Origin of the sequence: Sphingobium sp. SCG-1, from assembly GCF_002953135.1 — a bacterium.
Lineage (GTDB): Bacteria > Pseudomonadota > Alphaproteobacteria > Sphingomonadales > Sphingomonadaceae > Sphingobium.
The window spans coordinates 585,263-601,912 of record NZ_CP026372.1 but is presented as its reverse complement, the minus strand read 5'-3'; the positions used below and the strand labels follow the sequence as shown (position 1 = coordinate 601,912).

The 16,650-nt window shown below is 57.2% G+C and carries 14 protein-coding genes and 2 pseudogenes; 4 read left to right on the top strand and 12 right to left on the bottom strand.

The features are described 5' to 3' along the window. Window positions 1–34 precede the first annotated feature (34 nt). From C1T17_RS02680 to C1T17_RS02660, 5 genes are all read right to left on the bottom strand, one after another. A complete protein-coding gene (locus C1T17_RS02680) occupies window positions 35–664 on the bottom strand; it encodes a cysteine hydrolase family protein (RefSeq protein ID WP_104952092.1) in 630 nt (209 codons plus the stop codon). A 42-nt stretch (window positions 665–706) separates the two neighbouring features. Beyond that, window positions 707–1,543 (bottom strand): SDR family NAD(P)-dependent oxidoreductase, encoded by an 837-nt coding sequence (locus C1T17_RS02675; protein ID WP_104952091.1) that lies wholly within the window; start codon window positions 1,541–1,543, stop codon window positions 707–709. A 40-nt stretch (window positions 1,544–1,583) separates the two neighbouring features. Next, window positions 1,584–2,378, bottom strand: coding sequence for an SDR family oxidoreductase (locus C1T17_RS02670; RefSeq protein ID WP_104952090.1), 795 nt, complete (start codon window positions 2,376–2,378; stop codon window positions 1,584–1,586). A gap of 35 nt (window positions 2,379–2,413) precedes the next feature. Continuing rightward, window positions 2,414–3,229, bottom strand: a complete 816-nt coding sequence (locus C1T17_RS02665) for an enoyl-CoA hydratase/isomerase family protein (RefSeq protein ID WP_223262762.1) — start codon at window positions 3,227–3,229, stop codon at window positions 2,414–2,416. Window positions 3,230–3,412: 183 nt separating this feature from the next. Continuing rightward, complete coding sequence (locus tag C1T17_RS02660) at window positions 3,413–5,761, bottom strand: TonB-dependent receptor (RefSeq protein ID WP_104952089.1); 2,349 nt, start codon at window positions 5,759–5,761, stop codon at window positions 3,413–3,415. 356 nt (window positions 5,762–6,117) lie between these two features. On the opposite strand from C1T17_RS02660, the gene C1T17_RS02655 reads away from it, so the two are divergent. Genes C1T17_RS02655 through C1T17_RS22065 form a run of 3 tightly spaced genes read left to right on the top strand, consistent with a single transcriptional unit; the run spans window position 6,118 to window position 7,702 of the window. Beyond that, window positions 6,118–6,762 carry an MFS transporter gene (locus C1T17_RS02655; RefSeq protein ID WP_189338470.1) on the top strand — a complete coding sequence of 215 codons (645 nt, stop codon included), beginning with the start codon at window positions 6,118–6,120 and terminating at the stop codon, window positions 6,760–6,762. Between the two features lie 24 nt (window positions 6,763–6,786). Continuing rightward, window positions 6,787–7,356 (top strand): SDR family oxidoreductase, encoded by a 570-nt coding sequence (locus C1T17_RS21885; RefSeq protein ID WP_104952087.1) that lies wholly within the window; start codon window positions 6,787–6,789, stop codon window positions 7,354–7,356. After that, complete coding sequence (locus C1T17_RS22065) at window positions 7,337–7,702, top strand: SDR family NAD(P)-dependent oxidoreductase (RefSeq protein ID WP_189338469.1); 366 nt, start codon at window positions 7,337–7,339, stop codon at window positions 7,700–7,702. Before C1T17_RS21885 ends, C1T17_RS22065 begins: the two co-directional genes overlap by 20 nt. A gap of 126 nt (window positions 7,703–7,828) precedes the next feature. On the opposite strand, the pseudogene C1T17_RS20925 reads toward C1T17_RS22065, so the two are convergent. From C1T17_RS20925 to C1T17_RS02625, 5 genes and pseudogenes are all read right to left on the bottom strand, one after another. After that, window positions 7,829–8,142: pseudogene (locus tag C1T17_RS20925) on the bottom strand (phosphotransferase); the annotation flags it as partial. Continuing rightward, window positions 8,114–9,282: pseudogene (locus tag C1T17_RS02640) on the bottom strand (acyl-CoA dehydrogenase family protein). The pseudogenes C1T17_RS02640 and C1T17_RS20925, both read right to left, overlap by 29 nt. Next, on the bottom strand, window positions 9,282–9,938 hold the full coding sequence (locus C1T17_RS02635; RefSeq protein ID WP_104952086.1) for a 3-oxoacid CoA-transferase subunit B: 657 nt from the start codon (window positions 9,936–9,938) through the stop codon (window positions 9,282–9,284). Before C1T17_RS02635 ends, C1T17_RS02640 begins: the two are co-directional and overlap by 1 nt. Beyond that, a complete protein-coding gene (locus C1T17_RS02630) occupies window positions 9,938–10,645 on the bottom strand; it encodes a CoA transferase subunit A (protein WP_104952085.1) in 708 nt (235 codons plus the stop codon). Before C1T17_RS02630 ends, C1T17_RS02635 begins: the two co-directional genes overlap by 1 nt. 10 nt (window positions 10,646–10,655) lie before the next feature. Further along, entirely contained in the window at window positions 10,656–11,408 is a 753-nt protein-coding gene (locus tag C1T17_RS02625; RefSeq protein WP_104952084.1) for an SDR family NAD(P)-dependent oxidoreductase, read from the bottom strand. A 660-nt stretch (window positions 11,409–12,068) separates the two neighbouring features. Between C1T17_RS02625 and C1T17_RS02620 the strand changes: the two genes are divergently transcribed. Further along, complete coding sequence (locus tag C1T17_RS02620; protein ID WP_104952083.1) at window positions 12,069–12,896, top strand: enoyl-CoA hydratase-related protein; 828 nt, start codon at window positions 12,069–12,071, stop codon at window positions 12,894–12,896. A gap of 381 nt (window positions 12,897–13,277) precedes the next feature. On the opposite strand, the gene C1T17_RS02615 is transcribed toward C1T17_RS02620, so the two are convergent. Both C1T17_RS02615 and C1T17_RS02610 read right to left on the bottom strand, forming a co-directional pair. After that, complete coding sequence (locus C1T17_RS02615; RefSeq protein WP_104952082.1) at window positions 13,278–14,510, bottom strand: acetyl-CoA C-acetyltransferase; 1,233 nt, start codon at window positions 14,508–14,510, stop codon at window positions 13,278–13,280. A 41-nt stretch (window positions 14,511–14,551) separates the two neighbouring features. Continuing rightward, window positions 14,552–16,609: a 3-hydroxyacyl-CoA dehydrogenase NAD-binding domain-containing protein gene (locus C1T17_RS02610; RefSeq protein ID WP_104952081.1), complete on the bottom strand. Its 2,058-nt coding sequence runs from the start codon at window positions 16,607–16,609 to the stop codon at window positions 14,552–14,554. Window positions 16,610–16,650 lie beyond the last annotated feature (41 nt).

The following is a 16,650-nucleotide window of genomic DNA, read 5'->3' as shown; positions in this document are numbered from 1 at the left end:
CACTTTGGCGCGATCGAACTTACCTAGTAAGCCGTTATTGCCCAATTGCCGCCATGATGTCTCTGCTCGACGCAATAGTGGCCAGAAAGGGAAGATGCTTGGTGATCTGCATCTCATGCGTCTCAGCTGAGCCGCCCGCAGAACAATCCTCGGCCAATACCACATTATAACCAAGACCAATGGCCTCCGCAGTGCTGGAGGGGAGCGCAATATTGGTCGAAACGCCTGCAAGTACCACCGTATCGACACCGAAGCCGCGCAGCGTTGCATCCATATCTGTGCCTGTGAAAATCGCCATGCCGTGACGCCGATTCGCAACGATGTCGCTACGCCTAATCCGCAGATGATCGTTTAGTCGAGCAGCCGGATTGCCATCCACCAACTGACCGTTCTCGACTAACTGCGCGGACAACCGGCAGTTCACCCGAAAACCTTCGAAACCGGAACGTAAGACGATCGTCGCAAATATGACTGGGTGCCCCGCCGCGCGAAATGCATCGGCCAGTATGTTGATCTTGCCGATGATTTCACGTGACACGACTTGCTCCATCAATCCCTTGCGATTGGGGTCGGCGTAGTCAGGGTTTGTCATCCGGTTCTGGCACTCCACCACTAGCAGGGCGGGCTTCTCGCCATCATCCAGTCCCTTAAGTTGAACGATCACCTCTGTTCCTTTCCAGGTTGCATACGGCCCGACAATCGATCGTCACTTCCAGCTGGGGTAGAGTTTTCTCTCAAGGCAGATGTCCTGTGCCTCGACGGAAGTTCCTGAATATTGCGCGCTTTCCCCGCTTTGCAGAAGCCACACCACAACGGCGCCAATGGCGGCAGGCGGTGCGGCGTTTTTCAGCTCCCTGCCGATGTCGGCTATTATGATCTCGTTGCGTTCCGTGCCAACGAAGCCCGGCTGGACATTGAAGGCGCGAATGCCCTTCCCGCTGAATTCAGCGTGCAATGTGCCCATCAAGGGGTGACCCGAAGCCTTGCCGACGGCATAGCCCAGCCCCCAACCGCCTTTCCCTGCCGGTGCGGGCGGCGTGTTATAGGCAGAGGATGAGGTGATATTGACGAAGTCCCCCTGCCCGCGCTCCAGCATTCCGGGCAGGAGCGCGCGCGTCAGGATGATCGGGGCCATGCAGTGCGCCTCGAAGAACTTGGGATAGGCGTCCAAGGGCGTGTCGAGGAAGACGTCCATGATGCCCGGACCGATATAGCGGCCATTATGCACTACCAGATCTACGCCGCCCCACTCATCAAGAACACGCTGCGCGCATGCTCCGACAGAAACCCGGTCGGTAAGGTCCGCAGCGACCGTCAGCGCCCGACCGCCGAGCTTCTGGATTTCGCCAGCCGTCTCTTCCAGACTTCCGGGAAGCGGGCGCATATCGGTTTTGTGCACCGTCAACGAATTGTCGTAGTTGGTTCCGCTTTTTACCGTTCGCGCGGATATGACGACGTCATAACCCGCTGCGGCCAGAGCCAAACTAATCGCCTTGCCAATGCCCCGGCTTGCACCGGTTACCAACGCGCGCTTTCTACTCATAACTGCCTTCTTTTAAAATCTCGCCACGCGGCTGCCGGGCTCAAACGAGCGAGCGCACGCGGCCGCCGTCCACAACTATGAACTGCCCTGTCACATAACTGGCCCGCGCCGAGCACAGAAACGCGACCATTGCCGCCATTTCCTCAGGATCGCCGATCCGGCCAGCGGGGATGTCGTCGCGCTTATTCGGATCGTCGGGATCAAAATTGCCAACGCCTGCCAACGCCTGCTTACGCATGTAGGAAATGTGCCGTTCGGTCGCGAAGCTGCCCGTACCGATGGTATTGATCGTGATGCCATAGCGGCACAATTCATCGGAGATGGATTTGTTGAGGGCCGTCGCGGCGACGCGGCTGACATTGGCTGTCACCAGGGGGAGTTCCCGATGCGGCTCCTTCGAGGCAATTGAGTTGATACAGACGATCCGTCCCCAGCGCTGCGCCTTCATATGCGGCAGCACCATCCGGCTAAGGTAGAGCTGGCTCATCACTATGCTTTTGTAGGCGTCGAAGAAATCCTCGTCCTTCGTCTCTTCCCAGCGGCCGTGGGTGGGGCCATATACGTTGGAAACGACGATATCGGGCGAACCATATTCAGCCTTTGCATGGGCGACAGCTTTCGATATGCCGTCTTTCGTGCTCATATCGGCAGAGACGCCAGTGGCTTTGCCTCCGGCCTTGTGGATAGCCCTGATGGTCTCCTCAACGGCCTCAAGGCCGCGTGCCGCGACTACGACCATGGCGCCCTCGCGTGCTAGCTCTTCGGAAATGCAACGGCCCATTCCCTTGCTACCACCCCCGCTCAGTGCGACTTTCCCCGCGATCCCGAAATCCATTCTGCCCCTCTCTCAGGCTTGGTCGGTCATGCCCATCAGCGCAGTTTCCACTTCGCTTTGGGCACGGTGCTACGCTCAAGTCCTTCCTGCGCAACGCGATTGCCGATCTGCGGGTAACTGAGCGTCATCTTCGTCGCGATTGATGGCGGCAGATCCCGTGCTTCCCAGACCGCCTTCACCGTGCCTTGCAGTGCCACCAGGGGCTTTTGTGCAACGATGGCCGCCAGTTCATGGGCGCGCGGCCAAAGTCCCTGACGCGTTGTAATTTCGCTAACAAGCCCGATGCGAAGCGCCGTTTCCGCGCCGATGCGTTCATCATTGCCAAGCAAGGCCATCCGCATGATCTCAGCATAAGGTATACGGCCAAGCAACCCTGTCGGTTCAACTGCTGCAACCATGCCAAATGTCACATGAGGATCGAAGAACTGCGCGTCTTCGGAACATATTACGATATCGGCCTCGTTGACCCAGTAAAAAGCGCCCGCCGCACACATGCCATGCACGGCGCAGATCATAGGCTTCCACATCTTATTCTGCTTCGGGCCGAGCGATTCGCCCGGATCGTCCCAGTCGAAAGGGCTGATCGTCGGATCTGCCCAACCCCCTTCTTTGACGTCCGCCCCGGTGCTGAATGCGCGGTCGCCTGCCGCCTGGAGGACGACGACCTTTACGTCGTCATCCCACTTGACGCGCTCCCAGACGTGCTTGAATTCGACACCCATCGGGCGGCTGAAGGAGTTAAGGCGATCTGGCCGATTAAGGGTGATCGTTGCGACGCCATCATTCGATTTTTCATATATAAAGGTTTCATAATTGGGAGTGCCGAAAGCCGGCCGTTCCAAAGTGCCCACGTTAAACCTCCAACACCTGCGTCGATTTCCAGATTAATCCTATCGAGATCAGCCAGTCATCGTCTCAACTGACCGAAAACAAGGCAGCGTCTTTCTGCGTCGGAATACCCCTATTTTAAACGCCTCATGCTACGCACGATTGCAGTTTCCAAGGGGCAGCGCCATGCCGCGCCCGGAGCAAACTCAGCCGCCTCCAAACCTTTTGATGACTTGGATCCCATAGGTGCGTGGGGAACCGACATAGTTGACGTTGAAGCCCAGTGAATTGTCGAAGGACCCACTGGCCGCGTAATATTCCTTCTTGGTCAGGTTCTTTACGAACCCGGCAATTTCAACACCCATAGCCTCAATCTCGTAGGAAACCCGGCTATTTAGCAGGCCATAACTTGCCTGAGCGACCTGACTGTTGAAAATCGCTGCCGGTGCGAAAACCACTCGACTGCGCCAAGACCAATCAGCCGCGAGCTTTACCGTCCCGTTAGAAGTTGGGATCTCGTATACGCCTGTTACCGCATACATATATTTGGGGATCGGGAACACTTCTCTGGAACGGTCGCCAAACTGCGCATCATTGAACGTTTTGTACTTGGCATCTGTTACCGAACCGGAAAATCCGAGCGTCAGTTCCGGCACAGGCTGCGCCGTTACTTCCAGCTCTGCACCTTTGATGCGGGCCTTGGCAGCATTGGTGACGAGCGAGACAACCGCGCCACCTGGAGCCAATATGCGGGCGCTGCGCTGAATGTCGTTATAGTCGGAATAATAGACGGCGCCGTTAACCCGAAGCCGGCGGTTGAGCATGTCCGTCTTGAACCCTAATTCGTAGTCGGTCACTGTCTCGGGGGCAAATGGCGCGAAGGAAGCAATGTTACCCGAACCCCGGATGTTCTGGCCGCCGCCTTTGAAGCCACGGGAGGTCTTCGCGTAGAGCAGGACCCGCTCGCTCGGCTTGAAATCAAGGGTGGCGAGGTACGACCAGTCGGAGAAGTTGTTTTTGAACGTCGCCTTGCAAACGCTCGGAGTATCCAGAAGTGACACGGGAATCGAGCAGGTACGGGCGAGTCCGACGTTGTTGCCCGAGACGTTGTCCTTACTTTCCCAAGTATAGCGCGCACCCCCGGTAAACCGTAGCTCGTCGGTAAAGCTATATGTTGCCTGTGCAAACAGTGCCTCGCTCGTCTGCTTTAGTTCGGCGATATTATTGTTGGGGTTGTTCGGGTTTACGGCTGGCACGGACTCAGATTGCGATCCCTCGAAAGCATTCTCGATATTGGCATAGGCGCCGACGATCCAGTCAAACCGCTCCATCTTCCCCACAAGCTGCAGTTCCTGTGCGTAGTAGTCCGAATTGCTGTAGCTGTCCGCGAACAGAATGTTAAAAGGCGTGCCGTCAAGCTCGTTCAAATCCTCACGCTTAAAGCTGCGGAACGACGTGATCGACCGGAGTGTCATGCTGTCCGAGAAGTCATAATTGATGTCGAGCCCGACGCCGCCGCCAGAGAAATAGCCGCGCTGCCCCCGGCCTGCGAAAAAGTTCGACTGAGGTGTAGCACTAACCGAATCATAGAAGTTCGTCGGTCCATTCGCCGCACCATATATGTAGCTCGCCAGGATATTACGGGCGGTCAGCAGATCGGCATTGGACTGTGTCAGGCCCGATTGGGCCGCGACTTGCCGGAAAGCACCCGCGATAGCAGGCGTGTTGGCGACGGTGGAAGGCATGTCGTTCACGCCTGTCAGATGCGTGGCCGAACCATGGTTGGTCAGCTTCTGATAATCGCCGGACAACACAACCCTCAAAGAGTCGCTTGGCTCCCATCGCAATTTGGCACGAATGAACTGCGACCGCTCATCATTGAGCGAGCGACCCGAGCTGTCGTGGCCATAGCCGTCGCGCGCGACCTGCGACCCGACCATACGCAGAGCAAGCTTGTCCTTGATCAATGGCACATTGACCGCAGCGTTGAGGTTGACCGCTCCGTAGTTGCCAGCCCTGGCGTCGATGAAGCCGCCCAATTCATTCAGATCGGGATCGCGCGAAGTGACGCTAATCGCGCCCCCGGTCGTGTTTCTGCCGAACAACGTTCCCTGAGGGCCCTTGAGAACCTCAACGCGCTGGATATCGATCATTGACGCGTCCAGGCCGAACGAGTGGGGATAATAAACCCCGTCAACATATACCCCGATTGGCGTGTCGATGTTCAGGATAACATCCTGCTGCGCAACACCACGGATCGTAATGAGCGGCGAAGCCGGATTGGAATTGTAACGCGTAATGAACAGGCTAGGCGTGATCCGCGACAGGTCCGAATAGTTTGCAATCTGCAAATTGCGCATTGTCTCGTCGGAAACCGCAGTGATCGCGATCGGGACATCTTGAAGGCTTTCGGAGATCTTGCGCGCCGTCACGACGATATCCGCAAGTCCCCCTTGGCTCGGATTATCACCTGCGCCGGCACCTTGAGCGAACGCAGGAGCGCTCACGCCGCACAGCGCAGTGGAACACAAGGCAAATTTCATGAATTTCTGCATATTCACACTCCTCCCTCTATATTCAGCGCATGATGGCGTTTGCCCATCATTACGCCGCAGCCTTGTTACGCGGCTTCCCAAAAGGTTGTGCAATTGGACTTAGTGGTCGGCTGCCTCACGAGCGCAGATTCGCCGTTGAAGCATGTCCCCCAGAACGCCTGACACTAACTCCAATTGCACCCTAACAGGTACTATGATTAAACTAATTAAAACCGAAAGCAAGAAGGAACCATCGGACCTCATTTGACCCGATGAGCGCTGCCATATGATTGATATCGAACGATAATAGCTGAATTTTCTAGCCTCATCTGCGGATGGAGAGGTGGATGCGCGAAACTAGTTCGACGGGAAGAGCAGTGACCCCAGCCACCCGCCCCTTTGCGCGCAACTGCATAATGGCTGTGCTCTGCCTCGTCGCAGTCGCAAATTATATTGACCGGCAAATTGTGGGTATCCTGCTCGAACCGATAAAGCGAGAGTTCGGGGTGTCCGACACCGCCATGGGTTTCCTGACCGGACTGAGGTTCGCTGGCTTTTATGCGGCTGCCGCCATTCCGCTCGCATGGTTGTCTGAACGAAAACCGCGCAGCAAAGTGCTTGCAGGCTGCGTTATTGTCTGGTGCCTTCTGACCGGCCTAGGCGGACTGGCACAGACATTCTGGCAACTTGCCTTCACGCGCGTGGGCGTGGCCGTTTCCGAAAGCGGCGGCATTCCAGCCAGTCACTTGATCACATCGGAGATGTATGAGCCCAATTTGCAGGCGCGCGCCATCGCGGTCCTTTCTGGCGCCCAATCGATCGTTATGGGGCTGGGCTTCGCCCTGGGTGGATGGCTTTCACAGGCATTCGACTGGCGGTTGACGTTTATTCTGGTCGGCGTTCCGGGCCTTCTTCTAGCTCTGCCGCTATTGTTTATGAAGGATATACCGCGCGGCAAGTCGGACAGAATCGCCGAGGCGATAGAGAACATGAGTTTCAAGGAAACATTCAAGACGCTCTAGCGCCTCAAAACCTATCGTAACCTCGTGCTGATCGTCGCTGCCGGATCGTTCCCGGGATATGGTATGTTGGCATGGGGGCCGACGCTGTTGGTCCGCATTCATGGCATGACATTGGCGGATATCGGCCTCTCGTTCGGTATCACAGTGGCCAGCGCGCTGGTCCTTGGCAATCTACTGGGCGGCTATCTGGCAGACCGTGGCGGCGACATGGATCCACGCTACTATCTCCGGATTGCCGGGGCCGGTCCGATGGGCGAAGGGTTCGCCGCCCAAGGCTGCAAAGTCATACTGGCCGATATCGACGAAGACCGCCTGCAAAAGGTTGTCGGAGAAATCGCAGGGGAAGTGATAACGTCGCCGCTTGACATCTCGAATCGAGAAGCATGGGCGCAGGTCAAGATTGACGTCGAAAACCGCTTCGGCCCGGTCGACATCCTGTGCAACAATGCCGGTATCGGCGCTTGCGGCAACACACTCGCAGACATGCCGCCCGAGCATTTCGGTCGCATGATCCGCATCCACCTTACCGCAGTATATAACGGCATCCATTGCTTCGTCGCCGGCACGACCGACCGTGGGCGCGCTATGCCGTGATCACGGCTTCCCTGGCAGGAATCGAGCCGCTCGCGCGCATCGGGGCTATTCCGCCGCGAAGGCAGGAGTCGTCGCACTGGCGGACGTGTTGCGCGAGGAAACGATGCCTTATGAGATGGGCGTAACTTCGGCCTGTCCCGGTCCGGTCCCAACCCGTATCGACGAGACGACGAGAGCGGCCGGAAGCAGCCGACCCGATCGAAACCTTCAGCCATCCGACGCCCCTCGGGTACTCAGCGCCTCCGTCGTGGCACAAGGCATAGTCGATGCGGTGAAGAACAATATCCCTACTGGATCTCGCACCGCAACTTCCGGCCAAGAACGCAGAGACGGTTCGAAATCTTAATGCAGGCCTACGACCGCGCGCCCTATTAAAGTTATGCTCGATCTCAATTGAGTCGGTCCTTGTCCTAGTGCCATCGCCGGGCCGAGCTAGCTCATTCAGGATCAACCTATTGCCGCCGCTGGGAGGCACGGGAAATCCCTGGCGGCCCAATGCACCCATTACCTTGGCCTCGCGCTCGACCGCGTGCGCGCCTTTTAGTATCTGACCAGGCGGTTTGCGCCGCAAGACATAATTGCGCTTCGGCGTGATGAGCTTGTACGTCGGATTGGATTGACCCCGCGAAATTGCTCTACATTCAGCGGCCCCTCATAGCCTTCGACATTATCACGCATCCAGACGTCGAGGGCTCGGCCATCGAAGCCATATCCCGCGCGAACCTCTGTCGGCCCTGATTTTCGTCTGCGGGCGCGCTCATGCCGCCTCCACGGTTTCGCCGTAATTGCGCTTGATTCTTTTGGCGAGGCTCCATTTGTGGACCTCTGTCGGCCCATCATAGATCCGAAAGGCGCGGATTTCGCGAAATATCTGTTCGACCACCGTGTCGCCGGAAACTCCCGTGCCGCCCAACACCTGGACGCAGCGATCGGCTACGCGCATCAGCGCTTCGGATACAGCCACCTTGGCCATCGAGCTTTCAGCCGTTCCCGCTACGCCGCTGTCCAGCACGTCCGCGCACCAGTCAATCATCAGCTCCGATTGCTTCAAGTCGATCATGTTCTCGGCCAGCATGAAGCCGACCCCTTCATGATCGACCAACAGCTTGCCAAATGCCTCCCGCTTGCAGGCATAAGCCGTTGCGATCTCATGAGCGCGGGTGGCGGCACCCTGCCAGCGCATGCAATGGGACAGCCGCGCCGGAGCGAGGCGCACCTGCGCATATTTGAAACCCTCGCCGCTCTTTCCCAGCATTTGATCGGCCGCAATACGCAAATTGTCGATCTTCACGACGGAGTGCCCCCCGGCATGGAGCTGTTGATCGTGTTGAGAACCCGCTCGATACGGATCGCGGGATCGGGCAGGTCGACCAGGAACATGCAAGCGCCATCCTCTGACTTGGCCATTACGATGCCTACTTTCGCACCATCGGCGCCCGTGATGAAGGTTTTGCGCCCGTTCACGACCCAATGGTCGCCGTCCCGATAACATATTGTCTTCATCATCGAGGAATCCGACCCGGCGCCGCCTTCAATGGCCGGTTCCGTCGTAAAAAAGGCGGACCGTGCCTCGCCTGCGACGAACGGACGCAGGGATCGTTCTTTCTGCGCTTGGTTGGCCATCTTGCCGAGAAGGAACATATTGCCTTCGTCCGGCACCATGGTGTTGACTGCAACCGGACCGAGCGGGGAAAGACCGGACTTCTGGAGCACGAGAGCAGTTTCTCGCTGCTTCAGGTGCGACCCATCCTCCAGGATGTGCGGCGTCATCACCTTCGCTTCGCGCGCTTTTGCACGCATTTCCAGCACCAAGGCCTCGGCAGGGCCATGACTTCCGCAACGCAAATCTCCTTCGAAGGGGATGACGACCTCACGAACGAAAGCTTCCACTCGATCGGCGATGTTCCTTGCGCGATCACTCGGCATCACAACTTCTCCTCAAAATATGCCTCGGTCGATGCGCGGACTTGTGCGGCGCTGATGCCCGGCGCCAATTCGATCATCTGGAATGGCGCTTGCCGGTCCATCCGACTGAACACGGCCAGGCTGGTGATGAGCACGTCGACCACATTGGTTCCGGTAAGCGGCAAGGTGCAGGTCTTCCGGAATTTCATGGTGCCGTCCTTGGCCAAGTGGTCCATCAACACTATGATTTTTCGAACACCGGCCACCAGATCCATAGCTCCGCCCGGCCCCTTCACCACTCGGCCCGGTACCATCCAGTTTGCCAAATCGCCATTCTGGGCCACTTCCATTGCTCCGAGTACCGAAAGATCGATATGACCACCACGGATCATGCCAAAGCTTTCCGCAGAGGATGCATAGCTTGTCCTGTCGATTTCGGTGATGGTTTGCTTGCCTGCATTGATGAGGTCCGGGTCCACCTCAGGTTCGGTTGGAAAGGGCCCGATACCAAGAATGCCATTCTCAGATTGGAAGGTCACGTCGATCCCCGGTGCGATATGGTTGGCGACCAAAGTGGGAATGCCGATGCCGAGGTTCACACAGAACCCATCCTGCATCTCGCGTGCCGCGCGCGCCGCCATGCCCTCACGGTCCCAGCCGGATCTCGCTTCGTTCATCACCTGACCTCCTGACGAATCGTGCGCTGCTCGATCCGTTTCTCGTTCATCGTGGCGAGGATAAGCCGCTGAACAAAAATTCCCGGGGTATGAATGGTATCAGGATCAAGCGACCCTGTAGGCACAATATGTTCGACCTCCGCCACTGTTACACGGCCGCACGTTGCAACCATGGGATTGAAGTTGCGCGCCGATTTGCGGTAGACCAAATTGCCGAATTCGTCGCCCTTCCAGGCTTTCACGATTGCGAGGTCGGCAACGATCCCTTTTTCCATGACATATTTCTCGCCCGAAAATTCGCGCAGTTCCTTGCCTTCGGCGATCGGCGTCCCAACACCTGTCCGAGTGTAAAACGCCGGGATCCCTGCCCCCCCTGCCCGCATGCGCTCAGCCAGTGTCCCTTGCGGTGAAAACTCGATCTCCAGTTCGCCGGATAGGTATTGACGCTCGAATTCGGCATTTTCGCCGACATATGACGATATCATTTTATTGATCTGATGGGTTCTGAGCAATTTGCCCAACCCGAAATCATCCACCCCTGCATTGTTTGATACCGCAGTAATGCCCTTGGTGCCGCTCCGCTTGATCGCTTCAATCAGCGTCTCGGGTATGCCGCACAAACCAAAACCGCCCGCCGCAATGGCCATTCCATCAAACAACAGACCGGCTAGGGCTTCGGCGGCATCGTCATATATTTTTCTCGCCATCTGGTACTCCTCAAAGACTGCTCACGAGATGGCCGCCATCCACCGTAATAACTGAGCCAGTCATATATGCCGACTGCTCAGACGCTAGTAGGAGCATCGGCCCGGCAAGGTCTTCCAATTGGCCCAGGCGCCGCTGCGGAATACGGTTGATGAGCGCTTTGCCCGGGTCGCTCTTCCACAGATTTGCGTTGATTTCGGTCGCGAGATAGCCGGGAGCCAGAGCATTGACCCTGATCCCAAAACGCGCCCATTCCAATGCCAGTGTTTTGGTCAATTGTATGGCGCCGGCCTTGGAAACCGCATAGCTCGATACTCCACCTGCCTGTCGCAGGCCAAGAACTGACGCGATGTTGATAATCGTTCCTTGCCCTCTCTCCTTCATGCCCTTCGCTATGGCCTGCGACATTATGAACATGCCCTTTAGATTGGTGTCCAGCACTGCGTCCCAATCTTCTTCAGTCTGTAATAACGCCGAGCCGTCCCGCACTATACCTGCGTTGTTGACCAGTATGTCGCAGACCCCGATCTGCTCGACGGCCGCAGTCACCGAAGCTTTGTCCGCGACGTCGAGCAAAACGATCTTGCACTGCCCGCCAGCTGCCTTGATCTCAGCAGCAAGCGTATCCAGCATGGCTACTCTGCGCGCGCCCGCAATGACTTGAGCGCCATGATCGGCGAGGAGCCGTGCAAAATAGTGGCCAATCCCGCTCGATGCGCCAGTCACTAAGGCACGCTTCCCGGCAAGCAGCTCAGAGTTTTTCATGTCATCCTCTCAACATATTCTCTTTAGGAACAGGCGAGGGGCGGCTGTATCGTGAAAACTCGCATCCCCGTACCCTCCCCTGACGACAGTCTGCACCTATGGAATGCCGTGGCTTGCAAGGCAGGCGCCGAATTGCCAGCTTTATCAACCTTCGACACCTCGTGCAGCGCCACCATTCCTCTCTGGACCTCAGTGAACGGATGAATCGTGGCTCGACAGAAATCGCCTGAGGCCATACCCAGTTGGCTTAGAGCTGCCGCCGTCTAGAACAAGGCAAAAGGCATAGAGCAGAAGCCCAGGCCCACGCTTTCAGGTCTTACGGTACGACACGAAGACTCAGTCGTCCCAATGAACCGATCCATTACTCTGCCTTTGGCACATCTCTCGTGGCGATCCCAGACCAAGTCGGAATTCTGGCTGTCGACGATGACGCGGAAACTATTAGGCATATTCCGTAGAAACACTCTCTACATCCCTTCAAGCAAATGGCACGTACAAAGACATCCTTTTGGGGATCAAGCTGTGCGAACTCGAAGCAGCCTGATCGACTTCCCCTATCATTTTACATTCCTTACATCTATATTATTATGATGATGAAATGCGTTTGAACGTATTGGCGGGATCACATCGGGCGTTTGGGGAAAGGCTGGGGGATTAAAGATGCATGTCGTATTAGAGATGCACGATAGAGTAGCGTTGGTCACTCTGAGCCGCCCCGATCGGCTTAATGCCATGGACAGCGAAATGGGGCGTCTCTTCGACCGGGTGATGGTTGAAGTCGCACTGGATGACCAAGTACGAGCCGTCGTCCTGACCGGCGCTGGGCGGGCCTTCTGTGCCGGTGCGGACATGCAGCGACTGTCCGACTTCTCGCAATCGGGCGAAGGGCCGACACTACCGGAGCGGGGGAAGGCTCAAGGCAAGTATCAGGCGCTTGAAGGCATAGCGCCGCCCGAATTGCTGAACCGCTACAGCGCGCCCCAAGCGATACCCAAGCCAGTGATCGCGGCGATCAACGGACCCTGCGCCGGAGTTGGGTTGGCGCTCGCGGTGATGTGCGATATCCGCCTCGCCTCGAGAAACGCCTATTTTCTTGCGCCCTTTGCGAATCGCGGGTTGGTGGCAGAGACCGGCCTCGCGTCTAGCCTTGCGGCGGTCGTAGGGTTCGCGGCGGCTACCGACATGCTGCTCTCCGCGCGCAAAATATTCATTGAGGAAGCGTTGCGGATCGGTCTGGCTCAACAAGTTCATGACCAATCTACATTGGTCGAAAAAGCGGTGGCCTATGCCGATGAGATGGCGCGACTGACATCGCCACGCACCGGAGGCATCATCAAGCGCCAGCTCTGGCGTGCGCGCGCTACCAGTTATGCCGACGCGCTGGCAGACTCAATGGACGAAACGCGCGCCTGTATGCAGACCGAAGACTTTCGTGAAGGCATAGCATCTTTCAAGGAGAAACGTCCGCCGCGCTTTACCGGACGCTGAAGGGACAACGACGACATCATGCAAAGCACGTCGGAGCACGCCAGATATTATCCGCCTCGCGTCAAGAAGCGCAAACCGGCACAGAGGCGCGCCGGCTGCCGCAATGGCGTCGGAATGTCGCGGAGCGTACTTCGCCAGTGGCCAGCGCAGCCACGACACCATCGCAGGACGTCAAAATCTTGCCGGGATGCAAGCCCTGATCGCCGCGAAGACCTTGGTTGCCCCTTAGCCGTTTACGAACCTTTATCAGAGAGTATGGGCACACCGGCGATTTTCGCTGATCGTATCAGTTGATTTTCTCTCGAAAGAGACCAAGCTGGAGAGATCGGGACAGGTCTTCTCGACCAGCACTTCATGGCTGGCCGCGCTTGTGGTCCTGTGTCAAGCCCGTTCGATGAGGATGGCGGGCGCCATCCCCCCAGCGGCGCACATTGTCACAACGCCGCGCTTGAGATCTCGGCGCTCCAGTTCGTCCAGCAGAGTACCTATCAGTATCGAGCCCGTTGCTCCGATCGGGTGGCCGAGCGCCAAAGCGCCACCATTGACGTTGATCTTATCCCGGTCGATGTCGAGGTCGCGGATGAATTTTTCCAAGACCACCGCAAACGCTTCATTCACTTCCCAAAGATCAATTTTATCCTTGGTCAAGCCGACTTTCTCCAACAGCTTTTTTGCTGCCGGAACCGGGCCATTGAGCATCAGCGTCGGACAGTCGCCATGATTGACATAGGAGACAATGCGCGCGCGCGGCTTCAGACGGTGCTTCTCGATATAGTCGCCCGAAGCAATCAGTAAAGCGGCCGCGCCGTCTACTACGCCCGACGAGGTGCCGGCGTGATGGGCACCTGTCCATTGGAGGTCCCGATAGACTTCGTTGATCAGTTCACGATTGGTCGTACCATCCGGTCCACCCGGAGAGTCGGCTGCCTCCTCGAATGCAGGCCGCAGCCCGGCCAGGCTCTCATAGGTGGTTTGGGGACGCGGATGTTCGTCCTGGGCGAGCAGCACGGTTCCGTCCTCCGCAGAGATCGGAACGATGCTCTTTTCAAACCAGCCTTCTTGGATTGCGATCGCCGCCCGCCGCTGACTTTCCACTGCCAGCCGGTCCAGTGCTTCGCGGTCTATACCCTCCATTGCGGCAATCGCATCGGCAGCTACACCCTGATGGGGCTGAGGATGATGATGACGCAAGCTGGGATTGCCACAGCCGATGCCGAGCGTATCGGGGGGAAGCGTATTGGTGTAGGACATCATTTCCGAACCGCCGGCCACAATCAAATGCTCCATTCCTGCCATGATCGACGCCGTAGCGAAGTTCACAGTCGTGATACCGCCGCCGCAGGCGCGGGCAAGCGTTACTCCGCTGACGCCGATGTTATAACCTGCGTCCATCGCAGCCATCCGTCCCAGGTTCTTGCTCTGTTTGCCAAGCGGGATACCCACCGACCAGATTACGTCGTCGATATCGGCGGTATCGATTTTGGTGCGTTTTGCTAATGCACGCAGGACTGTCGCGGCAAGTTGCTGCGGATGCAGCGAGGCAAGCTTGCTCTTGTCCGACTTACCGGTTCCGCGCGGTGTGCGGCATGCATCGATAATATAGGCCTCGGCCATCAATCGTTCCTTTTGGGATCAATTATAAATAGTGCGACATTTCACTCACAGAAGGTCTCACCTCTTTCCGCTTTTTCTTCGAGCAGCTTCGCCGGCCGGAAGGCCGCGCCGTGCTCGGCCTCGAGTGCTTTTAAGACCTCAACGACTTTGGGGAGGCCGACCGTATCGGCCCAGAACATCGGCCCCCCCATATAGGCCGGCCAGTTATACCCCAACACCGCTGCGATATCGATGTCGGAAGCGCGCAATGCAATGCCTTCCTCCAGCAGCTTCGCACCTTCATTGACCACCGGATATAATAGCCGGGCAACAATGTCTTCTTCCGTTTTCTTACCCTTGTTCTTCGCCTGCTTATAGTCCGCAAAGGCCGTGATCAGACGTGCAGCCTCGGGCGAGGAGGAAATTTTCCGGTTCTCATCATAATCATAGAAGCCTTTGCCGTTCTTCTGACCTAGACGGCCGGCGGCCACGAAGTCGCCGCGGAGGTTACGTTCCGAGCTTTTGATGACGTCAAGCCCCACCAGATCCGCCATCTGGAACGGCCCCATGGCGAACCCATAGTCATAGATTGCCTTGTCAATCTGTTCGGGGCTTGGGCCTTCAAGCACCAGCCGATAAGATTGCTCGCCGCGTTTGGACATGATGCGATTGGCGATGAATCCATAGCACACCCGGCTAAGGACCGCGACTTTGCCTATCGTCTTTCCGAGCTTCATTGCGGCTGCAATCACCTCTTTGGAGGTCTTTTCGCCGCGCACGACTTCCAACAGTCGCATCACATTTGCCGGGGAGAAAAAGTGCAGACCGACTACGTCTTCGGGACGGCCAGTGGCTGCCGCGATCTCATCGAGATCCAGATAGGAGGTGTTGGACGCCAGGATAGCACCCGGCTTAGCGATTTTGTCCAGCTTGCCAAAAATATCCTTTTTGACGGCAATGTCCTCGAACACCGCTTCGACTATAAGATCGACATCTGACAACGCAGACAAATCCAAGGCGGGCGTGAGCAGCTCCATGCGTTGTTCGAGTTCTTCCGCGGTCAGACGGCCTTTTTTCGCAGTTCGTTCATAATTCTTGCCGATAACGGCAATACCGTGATCAAGTGCTTCCTGCTTCATTTCCACCAGAGTCACGGGGATTCCAGCATTCAGGAAGTTCATGGTGATCCCGCCACCCATCGTTCCCGCTCCGATCACGCCGACTGACCTTATCGGTCTAGAAGGCGTATCCTTCGGCACATCGGGAATCTTCGCCGCCTGACGCTCGGCAAAGAACAGATGGCGCAGTGCTTCGCTTCTGGGCGATCCACGTAACTCGAAGAAAAGTTCCGATTCGCGCGCCATCCCCTCGTCGAACGGCAATTCTACAGCGGCCTCAATTGCCTTGATGATGTTTTCTGGCGCTGTAAAACCGCGGAAGGACCGGGCGTGCGTCGCCCGGAAATCATCGAACAGCTGGCGGTCGCCTTTAAAAGGATCGACCTTTTCCTGCCGATCGCGCACGCGGCAAAGCGGCCTCCCCTCGACGATCACCTGACGCAGGAATGCAACCGCATCCTCACGCAAATGGCCTTCCCTGGCCAAGCCATCAATCATACCCAATTCTACCGCCTCCTCGGCCGAAACCCTGCGACCGCTGGTGATCAGATCGAGCGCGAGCTTCGGTCCGACGACGCGAGGCAGTCGCTGTGTTCCGCCCGCGCCGGGCAGAAGGCCCAAATTGACTTCTGGCAATCCCAGTTCAACCGACGGCAATGCAATGCGATAATGGCAATGGAGAGCCAATTCATAACCGCCGCCCAGCGCGAAGCCATGGATGGCGGCGAGGACCGGCTTGGGCCCCTCCTCGACCTTGGCGAGGAGGGTACGCAGTATGGGCTCCTCGGGGGGTCGCCCAAAGGAGGTGATGTCAGCACCGGCGAAGAAGGTGCGTCCTTCGCACATGACGACGATACCTTTCACAGCATCGTCGGACAAATATCTTTCAAATCCTGTAAAAAGCGCCTTTCGAACGTCGACGCTGAGCGCGTTGACTGGCGGCGAATTGATAAAGATTATCCCGATTTCGCCGTCTATCGCAAACGAACCCACACCACTCATCCTGAACTCCTTATAATTATCTACCTATTTACATGCAAACC

Excerpts from the sequence above, each read along its gene's own strand:
- C1T17_RS02675 (WP_104952091.1), bottom strand. The coding sequence starts at position 1,543 with ATGAGTAGAAAGCGCGCGTTGGTAACCGGTGCAAGCCGGGGCATTGGC.
- C1T17_RS02670 (WP_104952090.1), bottom strand. The coding sequence starts at position 2,378 with ATGGATTTCGGGATCGCGGGGAAAGTCGCACTGAGCGGGGGTGGTAGC.
- C1T17_RS02660 (WP_104952089.1), bottom strand. The coding sequence starts at position 5,761 with ATGCAGAAATTCATGAAATTTGCCTTGTGTTCCACTGCGCTGTGCGGC.
- C1T17_RS02635 (WP_104952086.1), bottom strand. The coding sequence starts at position 9,938 with ATGAACGAAGCGAGATCCGGCTGGGACCGTGAGGGCATGGCGGCGCGC.
- C1T17_RS02630 (WP_104952085.1), bottom strand. The coding sequence starts at position 10,645 with ATGGCGAGAAAAATATATGACGATGCCGCCGAAGCCCTAGCCGGTCTG.
- C1T17_RS02625 (WP_104952084.1), bottom strand. The coding sequence starts at position 11,408 with ATGAAAAACTCTGAGCTGCTTGCCGGGAAGCGTGCCTTAGTGACTGGC.
- C1T17_RS02620 (WP_104952083.1), top strand. The coding sequence starts at position 12,069 with ATGCATGTCGTATTAGAGATGCACGATAGAGTAGCGTTGGTCACTCTG.
- C1T17_RS02615 (WP_104952082.1), bottom strand. The coding sequence starts at position 14,510 with ATGGCCGAGGCCTATATTATCGATGCATGCCGCACACCGCGCGGAACC.
- C1T17_RS02610 (WP_104952081.1), bottom strand. The coding sequence starts at position 16,609 with ATGAGTGGTGTGGGTTCGTTTGCGATAGACGGCGAAATCGGGATAATC.